Source organism: Halopseudomonas formosensis (genome assembly GCF_900115905.1).
Lineage (GTDB): Bacteria > Pseudomonadota > Gammaproteobacteria > Pseudomonadales > Pseudomonadaceae > Halopseudomonas > Halopseudomonas formosensis.
The window spans coordinates 265,863-287,163 of record NZ_FOYD01000004.1 but is presented as its reverse complement, the minus strand read 5'-3'; the positions used below and the strand labels follow the sequence as shown (position 1 = coordinate 287,163).

The following is a 21,301-nucleotide window of genomic DNA, read 5'->3' as shown; positions in this document are numbered from 1 at the left end:
GTCGATCTCGCGGGTGACCTTGACGCGGTCGCCTTCCACAGCCACTTCCGAGGCGAAGGTGCCCTGGGCGTAGCCGGACAGCGCAGCCAGCATCTGGCCGGTCTGGTTGTTGTCGGAGTCGATGGCCTGCTTGCCGAGGATCACCAGCTGCGGCTGCTCCTTGTCGACCACGGCCTTGAGCAGCTTGGCGATGGCCAGGGAGTTCAGTTCGTCGTTGCTCTCGATCAGCACGGCGCGGTCGGCACCCAGTGCCAGGGCGGTACGCAGCTGCTCCTGGGCAGCGGTCGGGCCTACGGTGACCGCGACGATTTCAGTGGCGACACCCTTTTCCTTCAGGCGTACGGCCTCTTCCACGGCGATTTCGCAGAAGGGGTTCATGGACATCTTGACGTTGGCGAGATCGACACCGCTGTTGTCCGCCTTGACGCGAACCTTGACGTTGTAGTCAACAACGCGCTTGACCGCTACTAATACCTTCATGGTTACCTCGTGTTTTTTCGCGTGACTGCCGGCCAGACCAATGATGAAATATGACCATAGAATAAAAAACAGTCATTAAATAAACGAAACGCGCTTCAATGAAAAGCGCCCTATCATGCCGAGGCTGCCCGGACCGGTCAATAGTCCATAGCCGAAAGTGGCATTGAAATGCACGTCATCTTTACATCTTTACACTGGTACGGCGGATCATGATTGCTATAATGCGCGGCCATACTGAATGCAGAACTATAAAGCGCCTTACCGATTCAGCCCAAGATTCAGGAGATAAGAACAGTGGAACGCGAATTCATGGAGTTTGATGTCGTTATCGTGGGAGCAGGCCCCGCGGGTCTGTCTGCCGCCTGCCGCATCAAACAGCAAGCAGCCGACGCCGGCCAGGAGATCAGCGTCTGTGTCGTTGAGAAAGGCTCCGAGGTCGGTGCCCACATCCTGTCCGGTGCGGTGTTCGAGCCTCGCGCCCTGGAAGAGCTGTTCCCCAACTGGAAAGAGCTGGGCGCCCCGCTGAACACCCCGGTCAAGCGTGACGACATCTACATGCTGACCAGCGAAGAGAAGGCCAAGAAGCTGCCTGACCTGTTCGTGCCCAAGACCATGCACAACCATGGCAACTACATCATCTCCCTGGGCAACCTGTGCCGCTGGCTGGCCCAGCAGGCCGAGAACCTGGGTGTGGAGGTCTACCCCGGCTTTGCCGCACAGGAAGCGCTGATCGACGAGAACGGCGTGGTCAAGGGCATCCTCACCGGTGACCTGGGTGTCGACCGCGAAGGCAACCCGAAGGACGGGATGTACACTCCCGGCATGGAACTGCGTGCCAAGTACACCCTGTTCGCCGAAGGCTGCCGCGGCCATATCGGCAAGCAGCTGATCAAGCGCTACAACCTCGACTCCGACGCCGATGCCCAGCATTACGGTATCGGTATCAAGGAAATCTGGGACATCGACCCGAGCAAGCACGAACAGGGTCTGGTGGTGCACACCGCCGGCTGGCCGCTGGATATCACCGGCAGCGCCAACACCGGTGGCTCCTTCCTCTATCACCTGGAGAACAACCAGGTGGTGGTCGGCCTGATCGTCGATCTGTCCTACAGCAACCCCCATCTGTCGCCCTTCGACGAGTTCCAGCGCTACAAGCACCACCCGGTGATCAAGCAGTACCTGGAAGGTGGCAAGCGCGTGGCCTACGGTGCCCGCGCCATCTGCAAGGGCGGCTTCAACTCGCTGCCGAAGATGGTCTTCCCCGGTGGCGCGCTGATCGGCTGCGACCTGGGCACCCTGAACTTCGCCAAGATCAAGGGCAGCCATACCGCGATGAAGTCCGGCATGCTGGCCGCCGATGCGGTAGTTGAAGCACTCAAGGCCGGTCGCGAAGGTGGTGACGAGCTGACCAACTACGTGGACAGCTTCAAGTCCAGCTGGCTGTACGACGAGCTGTTCCGTTCGCGCAATTTCGGTCCGGCGATCCACAAGTTCGGCACCCTGGTCGGTGGCGCCTTCAACTACATCGATCAGAACTGGTTCGGCGGCAAGATCCCGGTGACCCTGCGTGATACCACGCCGGACTATGCCCGTCTGAAGAAGGCTTCGGAAGCGCCGAAGATCGCCTATCCCAAGCCCGATGGCGTGATCAGCTTCGACAAGCTGTCCTCGGTGTTCCTGTCCAACACCAACCATGAGGAAGACCAGCCGGTCCACCTGAAGCTGGCCGATCCGAGCATTCCGATCGAGAAGAACCTGCCGCTGTACGATGAGCCCGCCCAGCGTTACTGCCCGGCTGGCGTGTATGAAGTGGTCAGCAATGACGACGGCAGCAAGCGCTTCCAGATCAACGCTCAGAACTGCGTGCACTGCAAGACCTGCGACATCAAGGATCCGGCCCAGAACATCAACTGGGTGGCTCCGGAAGGCGCTGGTGGTCCGAACTATCCCAACATGTGATCAGCAGTCTGCTGCAAGGAAACCCGGCCCTGTGCCGGGTTTCTGCTTTTCAGGGCAGCGATGTCAGGCGGCGACAGGTGGCTCCTGCCCCGGGCCCCTTGGGTTGGACGGCAGCGGCGGCAGGCCGTGCAGGGCCCGTGCGCGCTGGCATTCAGGGCTGTCCTGGCCGTTCTCGCCGTGGAACGGAAACTCCCGGCAGGTGCTGGAACGCTGCTCGTAGATGGTGCAGCGTACCGAACAGCCCACCTCCCCCATCAGTGCCACGCAGCGCGGTTGCGGCTGGTTGGTACCCCGCATGCAGCTGAGGTGCGGAGTGACCTGCTCTATCAGACGGTCCGGCACGGTGCCGCCGGGAGCCGAGTCCGCCTCGCCCCAGTAGAAGGAGACGCGAAAGGTGGCGCAGCAGGCGCCGCAGTCAAGGCAGGGGGATATATCGCTCATCGCATGGCGTTCCTCGATCCACTCAGGTGGAGCGAATTTTTACGCCTGTCGGGTGGGATTCCACAAGGGGGCGACGCAAATTTTTCCTGTGAGGATCATCCACTGCCCGCGGCCGGCGATTTCACTGCTACCATCGGGTCTGGATCTTTCGCCGTACGGGAGTTGCTGATGTCTGATGTAATCGCTGGTCTGGACCTGAATCGCCTCAACCGCATCGCCGGGCACATGGAGGATAAGTACCTCGCCACCGGCAAACTGCCCTGCGCCGTCACCCTGGTCGCCCGTGAGGGGCGCATCGTCTGGCAGCAGGCTCAGGGGTTGATGGACGTGGAGCGCGGCAAACCCGCACAGCTGGATACCCTGTTCCGCATCTATTCGATGACCAAGCCGATTACCTCGATCGCCCTGATGCAACTGTACGAACAGGGCCGTTTCCTGCTCGACGACCCGGTACACAAGTACATACCCGCGTGGCGGGATCTGCGGGTATACAAGTCCGGCGTCTATCCGAACTTCGTCACCACCCCGGTACAACGGCCGATGACCATCCGTGATCTGCTGACCCACCAGTCCGGGCTGACCTATGGCTTCTCCTGCCAGACCAACGTGGACGCCGCCTACCGCCAGCTGAAGCTGGACGGCCACATGGGGCTGACACTGGAAAAACTGGTGGAGGAGCTGGCACACCTGCCCCTGGAGTTCTCGCCCGGCACCGCCTGGAAGTACTCCGTCGCCACCGACGTCTGCGGTTACCTGCTCCAGCTGCTGTCCGGCCTGCCCCTGGACGAGTACTTTTCCCGCTACATCCTCGGCCCGCTGGGCATGCAGGACACCTTCTTTACCGTGCCGCAGGACAAGCTGGAGCGCTTCGCCGCCTGCTACGAGTACCAGAGCGGTGACCGCTTCCGTCTGCAGGATGACCCTCAGACCTCCCACTTCACCCGCGAACACGGCTTTCTTTCCGGTGGCGGCGGGCTGATCTCGACCATCGGCGACTACTACCGCTTCACCCAGGCACTGGCCAATGGAGGAGAACTCGACGGCGCCCGTATCATCGGACGCAAGACTCTGGAGTTCATGCGCCTGAACCACCTGCCCGGGGGCACCGACCTGCCGCGGGTATCGGCCGGCGGTTTCAGCGAGACGCCCTATGAGGGCTCCGGCTTCGGTCTGGGGTTTGCCGTGAAGGTGGATATCACCAAGTCGCAGACCATCAGCTCGCCGGGGGAATACGGCTGGGGTGGCAAGGCGGGCACCACCTTTTTCATCGATCCGGTGGAAGATCTGCAGGTGATCTTCATGACCCAGCTCAGCCCCTCCTCGAGCTACATGGTTCGTCAGGAACTGCGCGCCATGGTGTATGGCGCTCTGGTCTAGAACTCGACCTTGCCGCGCAGCGCCTTGATGGTGCCGCGCTGCGTCTTGTTGTCGACCCGCTTGCGCTGGGAGCTGCGCGTGGGGCGGGTCGGCCGGCGGACTTTCTCCACCACGGTGGCGGCCTGGATCAGCTCCACCAGCCGGGCAATCGCGTCGTCCCGGTTCTGTTCCTGGGTCCGATGGCGCTGGGCCTTGATCACTATCACCCCATCCTTGCTGATACGGTGATCCCGGTACTGCAGCAGGCGCTCCTTGCAGTGCTCCGGCAGGCTCGAGGCACGGATATCGAAGCGCAGATGGATGGCGCTGGAGACCTTGTTGACGTTCTGGCCTCCGGCCCCCTGGGCACGGATGGCCATGAACTCCAGCTCCTGCTCATCCAGCTGGATATGTTCCGAGACCCTGACCATCCCCTCCTCCCGCTGCGCCTGACTGCCTATACTCGGCTCAAGGGTACAGGAGAAGAGCACGGATGAACAAAGTACTTGGGGCGCTGCTGGTGATCGCGGCTCTGCCGGTCCTCCCCGGGGAAGCGGTGGATGACTCCGACCTTCCCCAATGGACGGTCGACCGCATCGCTCCGCTGCATGACCGCGTCTCACGCTGGGTAAGCAATACCTCGCGCAACATTGATGGTTTCTTCGGCACCGACGCCCACCTGCATACCAGCAACAGGTCCTATATCCGCCTGACCCAGGAGATGGAATGGGAGGAAGGACAAGGATTGAGCGTCGATCCCGGCATCCGCTTCAAGCTGGATCTGCCGACCACCCGGGAGCGTCTGCGGTTGATCATCGAGAGTGATCCGGAGGAGACCCAGGGTACCCTGGCCGAGCAGGGCTCGCAGCGCCTGCGCGGAGACAGCCAGACAGCAGGAGACACGGTGGTCGGTCTGAGCCGACTGACGGACCGGGACTGGAAGCAGCATTGGGACACCCGTTTCAGCGCCGGGATCAAGGTACGGCTGCCGCTGGATCCCTACCTGCGCTGGGATGCCAAACGGCTCTGGGATCTGGGGGACGGTCCCTGGATGCTGGCCTCGGAAAACCGCCTGTCCTGGTTCAACAGTGATGGCTACTTCGCCCGCACCCGCTGGGATCTGGGCCGTCCACTGGATGAGCGGCGCCATCTGCGCCTGGTCACCAATGTGCAGTGGCAAGAGGATGAAGACACCCTGGAGTTCTCCGAGATGGCTGCGCTTGACCGTATTCTCGGGTCACGCAGCGCCATCCGCTACGCTGCTGTGGTGGTAGGCAACAGCGCCTCGAATCCGCGTATCAACGATTATTACCTGCAGGCCCTGTACCGGCGCAACCTGCACCGGGAGATCCTCTTTGCCGACGTCATACCGGAACTGCATTTCCACCGGGACACGGGGCATCAGCCCCGCTGGGGGCTGACGCTGCGCCTGGAGATGTTCTTCATGGGAGATGTGATCAGGCGCTGAGCCGGGCGGCCGCCATCTGCAGGAAGGAGGCGATCCATTGCATCATCAGCTGGCTGTCGGCTTCGGCGTTGAGAGAGGCCCGGCCCGCGCGGAGTCGGGCCGCCGGCAGGCTGTCCCGACGCATCTCCATCAGCGCCCTGCAGTAGTCGACACAGAACTCCGGATGCCCCTGCACGCTCAGGAAGCATTCACCATACTGGATCAGGTAGTAGGGGCAGAAGTCGCTGCTGGCCAGTACCTGAGCTTCCTCCGGCAGCACCACTACCTGATCCTGATGGCTCACCAGCAGATCCAGCTCCTCCTGCCAGGGCTGCATCCAGGGTTTGCGCTCGATCACCTGATTGAAGGACAGCCCAACACCCCAGCCCTTGTCGGACTTGACCACGGTACCGCCCAAGGCCCGCGCCATCAGCTGATGACCGAAGCAGATGCCGACCAGCGGCCGCTGCTCTGCCCACAAAGTGCGCACGAAATCGCTCAATGCCTCAATCCAGTGCAGGCCATCGTTGACACCGAACTTGCTGCCGGTGATCAGCCAGGCGTCGCATTCGGTGGTGGTCGCCGGCAGTTCGCCATCCAGTACCCGGTACACCGGCAGCTCGCAGTCCGGCAGCACCGCGCGCAATGCCTTCTCGAACATCTGCGGATAATTACCGTGTTCGGGTTGCAGAACCGGATTCACGTCATCCGCTTGCAGAATACCTATCTTCACCTTGTCACCTCTGTGCTATGGCGCCCGGGCGCCGGACCGGTTTCACAGCAAGAGCCGTGCCTGGCGGCGATCATTCCCAGCCCGGCACCCCTTCGCGGATCAGCGCCGAGAAACGCGGATCATCCCCGGCTGCCCTGGCCCGGTCGGTAATCCTGCCCCGCCGCTGCAACTCCTCCAGCTCCATTCCGGGCATCATGCCCCCGACCTCGTGCACATAGGCTGGAAGACGGCCGGTCAGCAGCAACCGGTAGTCCAGCGGCAACCCTGCCACTATCTTCTTCATCATCGAATACACAATGGTGGTGCAGTTGCCGGTTATCGTGTGATAGAAGCGCGGATGCTCGGCCAGACGGTTGGCCTGCACCACGAAGGAGCGGAACAGTTCGCGTGCATCCGCCGGGCTCAGGTTGATCCGGTACAGCCACAGATCCTCGTTCCGCACGTTGCTGCGCACCCGCACCACATCCCTTTCATCGGACGCGATGATGGCCAGCTCGAACTGCTTGAAGAATCCACCGACCTCGGAAAAGCTCTCATCCTGCTCCCGGCGGATTTCCACGGAGAACGCCAGGTACTCGCCACAATCGAAGCCGAAGGACACCAGCACGTGGGCGATGTTCTCCAGCCCCCAGTAGGAGGTGATCATGTCCACCGAGCGCAGACGCCGCAGGTCATACTCGCGGCTTTCCCAGCGGATGTCGTAATCCTCGGGAGTGCGCCAGTCGAAGTTGCGCACGTGATGCAACCGAACCCGGTTGCCCTCCAGCTCCCCGGTACTGATATACGCCAGATCATCCGCCCAGTTGCGTTCATGGCTGGGTCTGATGCCACTCCACCACAGCATCAGCAAGGCAAACATCATCAGGTAACCCAGCGTCGCCTGCCATCCGCCCTGCCCGGCCCACAGCCAGTACATGCAACCAGCCAATCCCAGCAGCCAGAGCGCACAGCACAGCATGCGCCCCGGAACGCCACCGGGCGCCTGATACCAGAGGGCGAGCACGGCCCAGATGCTGCTGAGCAGCATGATCAGGGTTGCAAGGGAAAGGAACAGAGTGCGCAGCATGGGAAGCCTGTTGAAATTTCTGCCAATCCTACGCCAAAGGCCCGAGCCTGGTACAGATCCGGGATTACAACTGGCCTTCGATCGGCAGCCAGCCAAGGAACCAGGCGGCGGAACGGCGCAGCCGGGTGGCATGAGGTTCACTTGACCAGTCCTCCTCGCCGGCTCGCCAGCGCAGACGGTCCTGCTCGTCCAGCGTCAGCTCGTAGGCAAAGTCGGCCGAGGTCCAGTGCTCGATCAACTGCACCAGAGATTCGGCCATGGCCGGCTGGTGCACCAGCACCCCCGCCTCGGTATTGAGCACTATGGAGCGGGGATCGAGGTTGACGGAACCGACGAAGAGCTTCTGGCGATCGAACACGAAGGCCTTGGCGTGCAGACTGGCAAGGGACTCGCCGGCAAAGGCACTGGCCCGCTCCTGTTCACCGGCCTGCCGGCGCAGTTCCCAGAGGCGTACCCCGCCCTCCAGCAAGGGACGGCGATAGCTCGCGTAGGCACTGTGCACCGCCAGCACGTCGGTGGTGGCCAGGGAGTTGGTCAGCACACGCACGTCCACCCCGTGTTCCGCCATGTCGATCAGAAACACCTCGCCCCGGGAGCCGGGAATGAAATACGCTGACATCAGCAGCAGCTCCTGCTCGGCGGAGCGGACGTGGCGCATCAGATGTCGGGCCAGTATCGGCTCCTGGTTGGTGGCATGCCCGGGGTCGGCCTTGGTGGGTGGGTCGGAGATCCACTCGGCCTCGCCCCAGTGCCAGTCTATCCGGTCGTCGCGCAGGGCCCGGTTGAAGGGCGACTCCTCGACCGCCTGCAGATAGGCGCTGCCCTGATGCCGCAGGCGATGCGCCCTGAGCTGGCCCCTGAGCCGCTGCTCGGCCCGCGGGCCGGGGCGGCGGACCATGTGGCTGACGGGCACCGCCTCGTTGGCATTCCAGTAGTCGTCGAAACTGCGGGTCACCTCGCGGGTGATGTGCCCCATGCCGATGATGTCGATGTCCTGGAAGTCCATGGTGCTGAGCGAGAAGTACTCGTCACCGATATTGCGTCCGCCGGTGATGAACATCTGCCCATCGACGATCATCAGCTTGTTGTGCATCCGATAGTTGATTCGGCCGAACTCGCCCAGCTTGCTGAAATAGCGGGATATGCGCCCGCGCAGGGTCAGCGGGTTGAACAGTTTTACGTGGATATTGGGGTGGTGATCCAGGGTGGCCACGTCGAAGTCGCGCAGGGCACTGCCGATATCATCCAGCAGCAGGCGGACCCGCACCCCGCGATCAGCGGCGCTGAGCAGGCGCTCGGCGATCAGCCCGCCGGTCACATCGCCGCGGTAGATGTAGTACTGCAGATCCAGACTGGCCTCGGCCCGGTCGATCATCGCCAGCCGGGCAGCCAACGCATCGGTGCCGGTCTGAACCAGCGTAAAGCCCGACAGTTCATCACTGTCGGGCGGCTGGTGAGCCCGCACGTAACGGCTGATCTCGGTTTCCTGCACGGGCTGCAGCACAAAGCTGGGTGGGATGTTCTTGGCAGGTAATGAGCTGGCACAACCGGCCAGCAGCATCATCCAGCAGAACCAGCAGAATATCTTTACCTGATCCGATTTCACCCAGCCATTTCCTCCAGAGTTGCCAGCGGCCCAGTGTAGCAGCCGGCAGGCTCGCCAGCGCGCAGATTATCACTGCCGGCCCGTCACTCCGGGTTCACTTACCACCAGCTGGTACTCCGCGACACGCTGCCCCCGGGTATGCATCATCACGTAGGCCTGGTCCCGGGGTTGCAGTCCCTGTTCCAGTGCTGCCTGATACAGCGCCCGCCAGGTGGCCGCCGGCTCATGCAGATTGCTGTCGAAGGTGATGCTCAGCACCGTGGCCGCCGGATGCTCAACCAGGCTGTAACCGCCCAGATAGGCACTGCTTGAGGCCACCGGGTAGGCCACGAACATCTGCGTGGAGTCCGCGGTCTGTGCCATCAGGTTGGGAATATGCAGTGTCAGCGGCCCTGCCAGCTGCAGCTTGGCCCGATGCGCCGCTGCAGTGCCTACACGGACCGCCATGCTGCGCATATCCCTGTCCATGCGCGTAGCGCTGGTCTGCAGTGTCCGACCGAACAGCAATGCCGGCTCCCGTTCACGCAGGGTGATACGGTAATCCACGCCTTCGCTGGTCAGCAGCAGAACCTCTCCGCCGCGCAGGTCGGTCTTCTGACGCTCCGCCGCAGGCAGCGGTGCATAGGGACCACAAAGCGGCACACGCAGGCGTTCCCGCTGGGTCTGATCCAGCCGGCCATTGCCCTCCAGTGCGCCGCAGACCTGCTGATCATAGCCGTTCCAGGCCTGACGCAGGGCGCCTGCGGCCACCAGCTGATCTATCACGTCAGGGCCGGCATGACGCGCGGCCAGCAGCAGAGCGGTGCGCCCGTCCTGATCGGCCTGCCCGGCGCTGGCATCCATGCGCGTCCGACTGTGCACGTTGGCGCCGCGATCGAGCAGCAGGCGCACGCTGTCGGCCTGATCCTGTTCCGCCGCTGCCATCAGCGCTGTCCGCCCCCAGCGATTGGGCTCGTCCACCGGCATGCCGGCATCCAGCAGCTGACGAAGGTTGTCGATACGCGCGACCGCGGCCAGGGTTGCCGGGGTATTATCCGCTCCCCGTCCCCAGCGTGCCCCCAGCGCCTCCTTCTCATAGGCGATGAAGTCGGCCACCACATGGGGCGGTGTGTTGTTGAGCACCACACTGTACAGGGTATCGAAGCGGCGATTGCGCTCCAGGTCCCCGGGCGCCGGTGCCAGGGCATACCTGGGCTGCCAGTCGGACCCGGCCGCCAACGGCATGGACACAGGTTCCGTCGGCGCCTCCAGTGCCTCGACTGCCCTGGCCAGGGTCTCATGCAGCAACAGCTCCGCAGCCGTTCGGGCATCCGCCGAATCCAGTCCCTGACCGGCGTAGAGCTGTTGCAGTTCCGTCAGTACGGGCTGCATCAGCGGCAGCAGGCGGCGGTAGATATCCTTGTTATCCTGATGTTGCTCGGACCACTGGAACAGCTGCTCCAGGGCCGCGTCATGCCGCTGGCGCAGTGCGCCTTCCCAGCCCTGGCGCTGCAGGGCATCCACGGCCAGCAGGGGCAGATTCAGCAACGTCCACTGGGTTTCCTTCCAGCCTTCGAAATTGTCCCGCCGCTCGTGCTGGGCCAGTGCCGGATGGGGTCTGCCGGCCACTTTATCCAGTTCTTCCTGCAGTTGCGGATACAGTGTCAGCCCGGCCAGGGTGTTGGTACGCGGGGGCGTCAGATAGCTCTGGTACAGACACAGCGGCTGCAGCTGTCCACCCTGCAGCGCATAGAGGCCGGCAAAGGCCGATTCCCCCCGTGCAGCGGGCGAATAGTAACCCCAGGTTTCGTTGACCAGCACCAGGTCCCGTCCATTCCGCTGGAAGACATCAATCGCCGCGTAGTCGCCGGTCTGGGACGATGCGGCGTGGGCACGCCCACCGTAATTCGGCTGTCGTGCTATCCAGTGCGCCAGGGTGGCATCATCCAGCAGAGGCTGCCCGTTGACGCTGAGACTGCGAGCGCGGTTCTGATATCCGGCATAGACTCCGGGATTGTACAGTTCCACCCCTACCCTCTGGCCGCCGACCTCGGCGCTGGCCTGCCGGGCATGAGTTCCGGCGAGCATCCGCACGCCGTCCAGTCTGGCCGGCGACGGAATTCCGTGGCGGCTCACTTCCTGGTTCAGCTCCTGCTCCAGGCTGCGGCAGGCGCTGTCCTGATCATCCACCAGCCGGTATTCGACATAACTGGTCCAGGCATTCCGTCCGGGCCTGGGCGCCACCCGTGCCGCCGCCCAGGTGTCCATCTCCCGGCTGCGCTTGCGGTAGAGACTGCCGAGGCAGGCGATGGCTTGCTCGTCCGGTCCCCGTGCATTGTCGATCCGGCATTGCTCGCCGCGGCTGAGCAGCCATTGGCGGTGATTGGCGGTCAGCAGCATGCTCCCCACCGGATCCAGCTCCTGACGCAGCCGGTGATAGTGGCTGATCAGCTGCCGATCCAGCTGCGCCAGGGTCTCGTCGGCGCAGATCTGTCGGTGCACCGCGGGCAACGCCCCACTGCAATCGAAGCTGGCAAGCCCCGGCTCCGCTGTCGCGCGCAGGCGGGGGCTGGTGTCCACCGCCGGCTTGGGAGGAACTCCCTGGCCGGCACAGCCGACCAGCAGGATACCAAGCGCCATGGCGACACTAAGAGGGGCTTTTGCAGACATGCTTCGCTTCCTGTCAGGTTCAGTTGATGAAAATGGCGGTACCGTAGATCACGTAACGCTCGGCACCCTGGTTCGGCGGCGGCGGAAAGGGTCCCGCATTGCGGACAGCCTGCTCCGCCGCCGCATCCAGCAGCTCGTCGCCGCAGCGGTCGATCTCGTAGCTGAGCATGCGCCCGCTGGCATCCACGGTGATCTCGTAGGGGATGTAGCACTGGCGCTTGAAGTCGTTGGGGTCCCCCTTGTAGCCCGGCGGCGGCTTGTACACCGCCCCCTCCGGGCGCCTGAGCCGGGCGGTGACCTGCCCCTTGACGGTATCGGCGTAGCCGGCTGGCACTGGCCTGCTGCGCACCGGCGCGCTGGCCGTCGGTGCCGGCGGCGCCGCCCATTCCTGATTGGCGCCGAAGCTGTGTACCGGCGGGCCCGACGGGCGGCTCAGTGCGGCCGGGGCCGCGGCTGCGGGACGCGGTGCCGGGCGGCTCTGGCGCTCGGGTTGCGGCGTTGGCACCGGCTCAGGCAGTGGCTCGGGTTCAGGCTCCGGCTCTGGTTCCGGTTCTGGCTCTGGCAGCGGCTCTGGTTCGGGTTCGGGCAAGGCCACCAGCTCCACGGCTATGGCCTCGCGCACCGGTGACACCGGGTGAGAAAACCGGCTGTCAAGCAGCCAGAGCACCAGGACCCCATGCAGCCCCAGGGACAGCATTACCACCAGAAGCCGGACTCCCCAGCGCCGAAGGCGGGGTTGGATGTCGGTCTTCATCAGGGCTCCAGTTCCTCGGACGCCACCAGACTGATCCGGGCATATCCGGCCTTCTGCAGGCTGTTCATCACCCGCATCAGCGTGCCGTACTCCACGCTCTGGTCACCCCGCAGGAAGAGTCGGGTCTCCCGGTTACCAGCGGTCTGGGCCTGGGTGATATCCACCAGCTGGGCAAAGGTCACCGGCTGCTCCTGGACAAAGAGCGCGCCGTCAGCCTGTACCGTGATGTACACCGGTTCCAGTGGCGGAGGCGAAGCCGTTGCGGCATTGGAAGGCAGATCCACCGGCACATCCACGGTGGCCAGCGGCGCTGCGACCATGAAGATGATCAGCAGCACCAGGATCACATCGACAAAGGGGGTGATGTTGATTTCCGCGTTCTGCTGATAGTTGTGCCGTTTGACGGTCGGGCCGGAGTCGAGCTGGATACCCATCTCAGTGGCCCTCGTCGAATTGCCTTGAAACCGACGCCAGCAGCTCTGCCGAGAAGTTGTCGAGACTGCCGACAAAGCCGTTGATGTCCCGGGCAAACTTGTTGAAGATCATCACCGCCGGGATGGCCGCGAACAGGCCCAGAGCGGTGGCCAGCAGGGCCTCGGCGATGCCCGGCGCCACCACGGCCAGACTGGTGCTCTTGGCCGTGGCGATCCCGGCAAAACTGTTGAGAATGCCCCACACGGTACCGAACAGCCCGATGAAGGGTGCCGTGGCGCCAATGGTGGCGAGCACGCCCATCATGCCGCCGAGCCTTGCCAGATCCCGCTCCTGGGCGATGCTGGCGTTCAGCGCCATGCGTTGCAGCAGCCGGTTGATCTGCTCGGCGCTGACATTGCTGCCGCGATGCTGCATGAAATGGCGCAGCTCCGTCTGGCCTGCCAGCCAGATCCGGCCCAGGGCGCTCTGACTCGCCTGCTGCTCCATGGAGGCCTTGTCACCGGCTCTAAACAGGGCAAGAAAGCGCCGGTTGCGGCTGCGGGCGCCGGCAAAGGTCATGAGCTTTTCGAACAGGATGGCCCAGGTCAGCAGCGACATCAGCACCAGCAGGATCATTACCGATTTCACCACCAGGTCGGCCTGGGTGAACATCTCCCGAACACCGAAGCGTTCGCCGGGCAACTCGGCTGCCGTGACCGGGGCCGCCATGACCGGTTCTGCACTCTGCTCGGTCGCCGTCGGCTCGGTTGTTGACTGGGCCAGCACCAGACCGGCGCTCGCCGAACTCACTGCCATCAGGCACAGCAGAGCCAACCAGCGCAATCTTGCCTGCCAGCCACGCAGGGGGGATTGAAAGCTATTTTGCATGGGTCGTTCCTTGTTGTTCTTGTTGTTCGAGTTATCGCGGGTGAAAGAGTCGATGAGCGACATCATCCGTCATCAGCATCCTCGGCCCCCAGGCTGCCGGGAGCCAGAATGGCCTGCAGGGTGCTGACATAACGGGAGAAGGCCTCGCGCCCTAGGCGACTGAGGCAGATGCGTGTACGGGGCTTGCGACCGACGAAATCCTTCTTGACCACCACATAGCCGGCCGACTCCAGCGTGCCCAGGTGCGCACCCAGATTGCCATCAGTAGCCTGGACGATGGCGCGCAGTGCGACGAACTCCAGCCACTGACCGGACTGCAGGGTGTTGAGCGCGGCCATGATTTTCAGCCGCACCGGCTGATGGATGATTTCGTCCGGCGTCTGCATCTAGTGACTCCTGAGCCAGAGCCCGGCCAGTATCAGCGTGCCGCCGCAGGCCATCGCCATCCACGGCCAGAACACCGGCAGCAGAAACAGGTAGCCGCCCAGACAGAGCGTGCCGAGAACGAGACCTATGACGGTATAACGGGGGCGCAGCTGTATGCCGCGAAGAATGTAAAGCGCAGAGACGAAGACGGGGGCAATCATGGCGCTCTGCTCGCCGCTCACCGGCCAGAACACCACGTGCACTGCCACAACGAAGGCAACCATGGTGGTGATCAGCCCCAGATAACGCAGGGCGATCCCGCCACCTGCGCCACTGTTCATCGCCAGACGGATGCCGATGGCGACCGCGCCAACCAGCAGCACACCCCACAGGGCCAGTGCCTGCGCGGGGAAGCAGAAGGTCAGTGTGAATCCGACTAGATAGAACAGACCCCAGAGGATCAACTGGCCGGATTCGGCCCGGTAGTCCTGAAAACCGGCCGCACGATGGCTGATCAGGTCAATGTCCCTGAGGGCCTGGGCGGCCTCTTCGGCGGTGGGCAGCATGGGGTGGATCCCTTTCTTATTATCAATTGCAAAGAACTCTATTACGCAGAGAAGACGATTGCAATATCTGTATCAGGAAAAATCACAACGCCCGGGCGTCCCGCCGCAGCGGACATCAATTGCGGGCCGCTACCAGGCCCTTTTCTGTCCTGTGCGGACAGTTGATCAGGGTGGAACTGGCCAGCCAGTGATCATCCGGATACCAGGAAAACATGAACTGGCCGCCTTTGAGGCTGTCAACCACCATACTGGCGACTTCCGGACGTACCGCCGGACAGCCGTGGCTGCGCCCTATGCGCCCATGACGGCTGATCCAGCTGGGATCCACATAGTCAGCCGGATGGATGACGATGGCGCGCTGACGCGCAAGATCATTGAAACCGGGCTCGAGCCCATCCATGCGCAGGGAGTATCCGTGCTGACCGATATAGCTTTCCTGGGTGCGGAACAGTCCGATACTGGACTGATGACTGCCCTCGACATTGGAAAACTGGCGGGCATAGTTGTCACCCGACCCCTGGCCGTGGGCAACCAGATCCCGCAGCAGCAGCCTGTGATGCTTCAGATCGAAGATCCACAGGCGCTGCTCGGTGGATGGCAGGGAGAAATCGATCACGGCAAGGCGCTCGGCCGGCTTCGCGCCTCCGGCCACCGCGCACTGCATGGCATCGATGGCGGTGCCCAATACCCGCCGATCCAGATCCGGGGCAGCTGCCGCCAGACGCTCGTGCAATACAGAGGATGATTCGGATTGCTGATAGGGATGAATGACAGCGACTTCCTTCGCCAGTGCCTCGCCGCCGAACAGCGTCAGGCAACAGGCGGACAAAACGCCAAGTCGGCGCAGAGCATGCAACATCAAGTAGCCCCCTCGGCCGCAGTAACCCGGGCCGTAGAAACAGAAATATAATCAAACAAGCCCCCGCCCCGGCTCAGTCGATGCTGGCCTGCATGGATACGTCTCGATGGCGGAGGCCCCCAAGAGCCTGAAGGGAGAGTACCGGTTGCTTAAAAAATGTACAGTGCTGTTCGTCAGTTGTCTGGGCAGTCTGGTTCTCAACGCCCATGCAGAATACACCGTCAATGTACCGCTGACACCCGTCCAGGACTGGCTGCAGAGCGATTCGCCGTCCGACTGCGGCCTCCCCGAGCTGCGCACGCAGAAGCTGCATGAGGCCCTTGCGGAGCTGTATCAGGCGCAGGGATATATTTTCATCTGGAAGAACCAGGGGCTGCTGCAGGACCTGCTGGAACAACTGGCCGAACTGCAATCCGATGGACTCAACCCCGCGCAGTACATGCCTGATATCCGCGAAGCCGAAGCGCTCTGCGCGGAGTTGCAGATCAGCGCCCATTACCTGCTGGCCCTGGAGCACCTGAGCCGGGGCCGGCTCAACCAGCAGGAGCACGAACCGGTATGGGAGTCGTCAGCCATGATGACACCGATACGCGAAAGCGTGGCACAGCTGGGCATACTCGGCCTGGAATCCATGCGCAATGCCTTCGAGCACGCGCGCCCTGACCTGCCACTGTACCTGCAGCTACGGGACGCGTTCATCGCCATGCCTGAGGCCGGGCCGCAGCTGCCTCCCTTCCCTGACGGCCCCCTGCTCAAGCCCGGCAATGATCGGGATCCGCGGCTGCGGGTTCTGATGCAGCACATGCAGCTGCGCGGGCTGCTCGACCCCGAGGCCACGGCCGGCCCACTGGACCGACCGCTGCTGGCTGATGACCCGGTTCAGGCGCAGCCACTGAGCTACGATCAGGTACTGCAGGAGGCAGTCCGGCAGTTCCAGCGCCAGCAGGGCCTGCAACCCGATGCGGTTGTCGGTCCGCAGACGCTCGCCGCCCTCAACATGACTCATGCCCAGCGTCTGCAGCAGGTAAGGATCAATCTGGAGCGCATGCGCTGGATGGAGGCCCGTCGCCAATATCACTCGCTGCTGGTCAACGCCGCCGGCAGCCGCGCGCTGCTGCTGGAGGGCAATGAGGTGCGCTGGCAATCCCGCGTCCAGTCCGGCAGCCCGGACCGGGCCACGCCCATGCTCGACTCACGGATCAACCGGGTGACACTCAACCCGAGCTGGACCATTCCACCCACCATTCTGAAGGAAGACAAGCTGCCTCAGATCCGCAGCAATCCGGCCTACTTCAGCGAGCGCAACATGCAGGTGCTGGATCACCAGGGCAACCAGCTGGATCCGGCGCAGATCGACTGGCATAACCCCAGAGGCATTCTCCTGCGCCAGCCGCCGGGCCCGGACAACCCCCTGGGACGCATGGTATTCCGTTTCGACAATCCCTTTGCCGTCTACCTGCATGATACGCCCAGCCAGTCGCTGTTTGCCCGGGCCGTGCGCAACGTCAGTTCCGGCTGCGTACGGGTGGAACAGGCCAGCGAGCTGGCCGATTACCTGTTCTACACCCTGGATCAACAGCAGCGGGAACGAATCGAGCAGCGCATGACCAGTGGCAGAACCCATGAAATCGCCGTGCGCAACGGGCCGCAGGTACTGCTGACCTACTGGACCGCTGAAGCCCTGGAGGACGGCAGCCTGCGCTTCAGCCCCGACCCCTATTCCATGGACGAGCCCCTGGCCCAGGCCTACCATCGGGCCATTGCACAGCAGTGAGGGCTACAGCCAGCGCCGGCGGCGGAAGTACACCAGCAGGCTGAGCACGATCACCAGCATCAGCAGCATGACCGCCGGGTAGCCCCAGGGCCAGCGCAGCTCCGGCATGACATCGAAGTTCATGCCGTAGACCCCGGCGATGAAGGTCAGCGGCATGAACAGCGAGGCAAAGATGGTCAGCACCTTCATGATCTCGTTGGTGCGCTTGCTGACATTGGACAGATACAGGTCCAGCAGGCTGACCAGCAGCTCGCGGATGGTATCTATGCTGTCCATGACGTGAATGACGTGATCGTGAACGTCCCGCAGGTACAGACGGGTCTCATCGGCGATCAACGGGCTGTCGTCCCGTGTCAGGCGGCTGAGCAGCTCGCGCAACGGCCAGATGGATTTGCGCAGCAGCAGCATCTCGCGCTTGTAGTGGTGGATCTGCGCCAGGGTATCCGGTCCGGGGCTGGCGATGATCTGGTCTTCCAGTTCCTCCACCCGCTCGCCCAGATATTCGAGCATCTCGAAGTAATGGTCCACCACCGCGTCCAGCAGCGCATAGGCCAGATAGTCGCTGCGCATGAAGCGGATGCGCCGCCCCGTGCGCAGGCGCTCGCGCACACCGTCGAACACATCCCCTGCGCGCTCCTGGAAGGAGAGTACGAAATCCCCGCCCAACACCAGGCTGACCTGCTCGGACTGGATCTGCTGGCGCTCGCGATCGAACTGCAGCATGCGCAGCACTATGTACAGGTAGCCCGGGTACTCCTCGACCTTGGGGCGCTGATCGGTATTGAGCACATCTTCCAGCACCAGCGGATGCAGCTGGAACTGACCGCCGAGCGCCTGGATCACACCGGCATCGGCCACCCCGTCCACATTCAGCCAGCTGACCTGGCCCGGCACCTGCGCCGGCCGGTAGCGGGAGGGGTCGGTGATCACCGACTCCTGCAGATCCTCGGCGTCGTAGCGGATCAGGCGTATGGCCGCATGCTCGGGCTTGTGCCGCCCTATGTGCAGCAGTGTTCCGGGCGGCGCACCCAGCTTGCCACCGCGCTTGACCACCAGCTTGCGTGCCATGCTCCTCTCCTGTCAGTGCTCCGTGTCAAACCACTGCAGCTTGTCCCTGAGGCTGACCACCTCGCCCACGATAAGCAGGGTCGGCGGCTTGATCTCGGTCTGTTGTACCAGCTCCGGCATGCTCGCCAGAGTGCCTGTGATGACCTTCTGATTCGATGTGGTGCCCTGCTGGATCAGCGCCATGGGTGTTCCCGGGTCACGACCGTGGAGGATCAGCTGCCGGCAGATTTCCGGCAGCCCCACCAGCCCCATGTAGAACACCACGGTCTGGCCCGGCGCCACCAGCTCCTGCCAGGGCAGATTGGTGCTTCCGTCCTTGAGATGGCCGGTGACAAAACGCACCGACTGGGCATGGTCGCGGTGGGTAAGCGGAATACCGGCGTAGGCCGAGCAGCCATTGGCCGCGGTGATGCCCGGCACCACCTGGAAGGGAATGCCATGGGCGGCCAGCTCCTGGATCTCCTCGCCGCCCCGGCCAAAGATGAAGGGATCGCCGCCTTTCAGCCGCAGCACCCGCTTGCCCTCCTTCGCCAGGCGCACCAGCAACTGGTTGATCTGCTCCTGGGGGACGGCGTGATCGGCGCGGGCCTTGCCCACGTAGATACGGTCGGCGTCGCGCCGGCACAGGTCGATGATGGCATCGGGTACCAGTCGATCATGCAGAACCACATCGGCCTGCTGCATCAGTCGCAGTGCACGGAAGGTCAGCAGGTCCGGATCTCCGGGGCCGGCACCGACCAGGTAGACCTCGCCACGGTAGCGCCGGCCCTGTTGCTGTTGCAGCTGCTCGATCAGCAGACGCTCGGCTTCCTGATCCTGGCCGGCGAACACGCGCTCGGCGATATCCCCCTGGAAGACATCTTCCCAGAACACCCGGCGCTGGTTGATCGAAGGAAAGGCTCCCTTGACCTGGGATCGGAAGCGCTGGGCCAGCTCGGCCAGGCGACCCCAGGCATGGGGAAACAGGGTTTCGATACGTGCCCGGGTCAGACGCGCCAACACCGGCGCATGGCCGCCGCTGGATACGGCAATCACCAGCGGTGAGCGATCGACTATGGCCGGAAAGATCACGCTGCACAGCTCCGGTGCATCCACCACATTGACCGGCAGATGGCGGGCCTGGGCATCGGCCGAGATCCGGGCGTTGAGCGCCCTGTCATCGGTTGCGGCAATCACCAGATCGACGCCCTCCAGCTGCTCCGACCCGTAGCCCTGCACCCGGGTCTCACCGCCCATCCGGTCGACCAGATCCTGCAGTTGCGGGTCAATCTCGGGTGCCACGATACGCAGCCGCGCACCGGCCTCGCTCAGCAATCGTGCCTTGCGCAAGGCAATATCCCCACCGCCGACGACCAGCACCCATCGTCCACGCAGGTTATGAAACAGCGGTAGAAATTCCATGCATACCCCTTTTTGAGGCGTGATTTCAGCACATCAGGGTTGCGCCCCGATCACCCTGTCGGCAGAAACGGCTGCTCCTGCACCACGGCAAGCCCCCTTCGCCGCAAGGGCGCGCCTTCCACAAGCGTAACGGAGGGCACGCTCGCCTCCATGCCTGTGAGAGCCACCGCCCCGAAAGCAAAGCGGATCAGTCGATCCGCTCCAGGCCACCCATATAGCCGCGCAGCGCCTCAGGTACGATGACGCTGCCATCGGCCTGTTGATAGTTTTCCAGAATGGCCACCAGGGTGCGGCCGACGGCCAGACCGCTGCCGTTGAGGGTGTGTACCAGCTCCGGCTTGCCGGTTTCCGGGTTGCGCCAGCGAGCCTGCATGCGACGCGCCTGGAAATCCCCGCAATTGGAGCAGGAGGAGATTTCCCGGTACTTGTTCTGACTCGGGATCCAGACTTCCAGGTCATAGGTCTTGACCGCACCGAAGCCCATGTCGCCGGTGCACAGGGCCATGGTCCGGTAAGGCAGCCCGAGGCGCTGCAGCACATCCTCGGCGTGCCCGGTCAGCTCCTCCAGGGCCCGCATGGAGTCATCCGGACGCACTATCTGCACCATCTCCACCTTGTCGAACTGATGCTGGCGGATCATGCCGCGGGTATCGCGGCCGGCCGAACCTGCCTCGCTGCGGAAGCACGGGGTATGGGCGGTCAGCTTCAACGGCAGGCTGTCGGCATCCAGAATGCTCTGACTGACGATATTGGTCAGGGACACTTCCGCGGTCGGAATCAGGTAGAAGTCCCGCTGCCCCTCCCCCTGGGGAATCTTGAACAGGTCTTCCTCGAACTTGGGCAGCTGCCCGGTGCCCAGCAGTGCCTCGGCCTGAACCAGATAGGGCGTGTAGACCTCCTCGTACCCGTGCTCGTTGATGTGCAGGTCGAGCATGAACTGGGCCAGCGCGCGGTGCAGCCGGGCAATCGGGCCGCGCATCAGTGCGAACCGGGCGCCGGACAGCTTGGCCGCCGTATCGAAGTCCAGATAACCGTGACGCTCACCGATGCTGACGTGATCCTGAACCTCGAAATCCATGCTGCGCGGAGTGCCCCAGCGACGTACTTCGACGTTCTCGTCCTCGCCAGCCCCCACCGGCACGCTTTCGTCCGGCAGGTTGGGAATGGCCATCAGAATGGCGTCCAGCTCGCTCTGGATGGTATCCAGCTCCTGCTTGGCCTGGTTCAGTTCTGCGCCCATGCGATCCACGTCGGCCAGCAGCGGCTGGATATCCTCACCCTTGGCCTTGGCCTGACCGATGGCCTTGGATCGACTGTTGCGCTCGGCCTGCAGGCTCTCGGTGCGGGTCTGGACCGACTTGCGGCGGGATTCGAGCTCTTCTAGCTGGGCGACATCGAGGCTGAAGCCGCGGCTGGCAAGGCGTTCGGCAATCAGTTGGGGTTGGCTACGGACCAGTTTGGGATCAAGCATCGG

General features: G+C 63.4%; 20 protein-coding genes. 4 read left to right on the top strand and 16 right to left on the bottom strand.

The window, feature by feature from the left end; translation table 11 throughout:
- A partial coding sequence (locus BM046_RS08605) for an electron transfer flavoprotein subunit beta/FixA family protein (protein WP_143084172.1) occupies positions 1-480 on the bottom strand: 480 nt, incomplete at its 3' end.
- A 294-nt stretch (positions 481-774) separates the two neighbouring features.
- On the opposite strand from BM046_RS08605, the gene BM046_RS08600 reads away from it, so the two are divergent.
- The gene (locus BM046_RS08600; RefSeq protein ID WP_090538678.1) at positions 775-2,439 is read left to right on the top strand and encodes an electron transfer flavoprotein-ubiquinone oxidoreductase; all 1,665 of its coding nucleotides are present in this window, start codon (positions 775-777) and stop codon (positions 2,437-2,439) included.
- A 63-nt stretch (positions 2,440-2,502) separates the two neighbouring features.
- On the opposite strand, the gene BM046_RS08595 is transcribed toward BM046_RS08600, so the two are convergent.
- Entirely contained in the window at positions 2,503-2,880 is a 378-nt protein-coding gene (locus tag BM046_RS08595; protein WP_090538677.1) for a YkgJ family cysteine cluster protein, read from the bottom strand.
- A gap of 168 nt (positions 2,881-3,048) precedes the next feature.
- Between BM046_RS08595 and BM046_RS08590 the strand changes: the two genes are divergently transcribed.
- On the top strand, positions 3,049-4,257 hold the full coding sequence (locus BM046_RS08590; RefSeq protein WP_090538676.1) for a serine hydrolase domain-containing protein: 1,209 nt from the start codon (positions 3,049-3,051) through the stop codon (positions 4,255-4,257).
- Here BM046_RS08590 and arfB read toward each other — a convergent pair.
- Complete coding sequence (arfB, locus tag BM046_RS08585; protein ID WP_090538675.1) at positions 4,254-4,667, bottom strand: alternative ribosome rescue aminoacyl-tRNA hydrolase ArfB; 414 nt, start codon at positions 4,665-4,667, stop codon at positions 4,254-4,256. The two genes, BM046_RS08590 and arfB, sit on opposite strands and share 4 nt — an antisense overlap.
- Before the next feature lie 62 nt (positions 4,668-4,729).
- On the opposite strand from arfB, the gene BM046_RS08580 reads away from it, so the two are divergent.
- Positions 4,730-5,704, top strand: coding sequence for a hypothetical protein (locus tag BM046_RS08580; protein WP_090538674.1), 975 nt, complete (start codon positions 4,730-4,732; stop codon positions 5,702-5,704).
- Here the strand turns inward: BM046_RS08580 and BM046_RS08575 are convergent.
- The 10 genes from BM046_RS08575 to BM046_RS08530 all read right to left on the bottom strand — a co-directional run bounded on the left by BM046_RS08575 (position 5,694) and on the right by BM046_RS08530 (position 15,584).
- Positions 5,694-6,416, bottom strand: coding sequence for a type 1 glutamine amidotransferase (locus BM046_RS08575; RefSeq protein ID WP_090538673.1), 723 nt, complete (start codon positions 6,414-6,416; stop codon positions 5,694-5,696). The genes BM046_RS08580 and BM046_RS08575 overlap by 11 nt on opposite strands.
- Positions 6,417-6,486: 70 nt before the next feature.
- Positions 6,487-7,482, bottom strand: coding sequence for an Lnb N-terminal periplasmic domain-containing protein (locus BM046_RS08570; protein WP_090538672.1), 996 nt, complete (start codon positions 7,480-7,482; stop codon positions 6,487-6,489).
- A gap of 64 nt (positions 7,483-7,546) precedes the next feature.
- The gene (locus BM046_RS08565) at positions 7,547-9,088 is read right to left on the bottom strand and encodes a phospholipase D-like domain-containing protein (protein WP_090538671.1); all 1,542 of its coding nucleotides are present in this window, start codon (positions 9,086-9,088) and stop codon (positions 7,547-7,549) included.
- A gap of 69 nt (positions 9,089-9,157) precedes the next feature.
- Positions 9,158-11,737 (bottom strand): ankyrin repeat domain-containing protein, encoded by a 2,580-nt coding sequence (locus BM046_RS08560; RefSeq protein ID WP_143084171.1) that lies wholly within the window; start codon positions 11,735-11,737, stop codon positions 9,158-9,160.
- Between the two features lie 19 nt (positions 11,738-11,756).
- On the bottom strand, positions 11,757-12,491 hold the full coding sequence (locus BM046_RS08555; RefSeq protein WP_090538669.1) for a TonB family protein: 735 nt from the start codon (positions 12,489-12,491) through the stop codon (positions 11,757-11,759).
- The gene (exbD, locus tag BM046_RS08550; RefSeq protein ID WP_090538668.1) at positions 12,491-12,925 is read right to left on the bottom strand and encodes a TonB system transport protein ExbD; all 435 of its coding nucleotides are present in this window, start codon (positions 12,923-12,925) and stop codon (positions 12,491-12,493) included. The genes BM046_RS08555 and exbD overlap by 1 nt, the downstream gene beginning before the upstream one ends.
- 1 nt (position 12,926) lies before the next feature.
- Positions 12,927-13,793: a MotA/TolQ/ExbB proton channel family protein gene (locus BM046_RS08545; RefSeq protein ID WP_177197824.1), complete on the bottom strand. Its 867-nt coding sequence runs from the start codon at positions 13,791-13,793 to the stop codon at positions 12,927-12,929.
- A 62-nt stretch (positions 13,794-13,855) separates the two neighbouring features.
- Positions 13,856-14,179, bottom strand: a complete 324-nt coding sequence (locus tag BM046_RS08540; protein WP_090538666.1) for a winged helix-turn-helix domain-containing protein — start codon at positions 14,177-14,179, stop codon at positions 13,856-13,858.
- A complete protein-coding gene (locus tag BM046_RS08535) occupies positions 14,180-14,725 on the bottom strand; it encodes a hypothetical protein (protein WP_090538665.1) in 546 nt (181 codons plus the stop codon).
- A 115-nt stretch (positions 14,726-14,840) separates the two neighbouring features.
- Complete coding sequence (locus tag BM046_RS08530; RefSeq protein ID WP_090538664.1) at positions 14,841-15,584, bottom strand: murein L,D-transpeptidase catalytic domain family protein; 744 nt, start codon at positions 15,582-15,584, stop codon at positions 14,841-14,843.
- A gap of 145 nt (positions 15,585-15,729) precedes the next feature.
- On the opposite strand from BM046_RS08530, the gene BM046_RS08525 reads away from it, so the two are divergent.
- Positions 15,730-17,358: a L,D-transpeptidase family protein gene (locus tag BM046_RS08525; protein ID WP_177197823.1), complete on the top strand. Its 1,629-nt coding sequence runs from the start codon at positions 15,730-15,732 to the stop codon at positions 17,356-17,358.
- 3 nt (positions 17,359-17,361) lie between these two features.
- Here BM046_RS08525 and corA read toward each other — a convergent pair whose 3' ends face one another.
- The 3 genes from corA to serS all read right to left on the bottom strand — a co-directional run bounded on the left by corA (position 17,362) and on the right by serS (position 21,298).
- Entirely contained in the window at positions 17,362-18,426 is a 1,065-nt protein-coding gene (corA, locus tag BM046_RS08520; RefSeq protein ID WP_090538662.1) for a magnesium/cobalt transporter CorA, read from the bottom strand.
- Positions 18,427-18,438: 12 nt separating this feature from the next.
- On the bottom strand, positions 18,439-19,827 hold the full coding sequence (gene cysG / locus BM046_RS08515; RefSeq protein ID WP_090538661.1) for a siroheme synthase CysG: 1,389 nt from the start codon (positions 19,825-19,827) through the stop codon (positions 18,439-18,441).
- A gap of 187 nt (positions 19,828-20,014) precedes the next feature.
- Entirely contained in the window at positions 20,015-21,298 is a 1,284-nt protein-coding gene (serS, locus tag BM046_RS08510; RefSeq protein ID WP_090538660.1) for a serine--tRNA ligase, read from the bottom strand.
- Between the last annotated feature and the right edge of the window lie 3 nt (positions 21,299-21,301).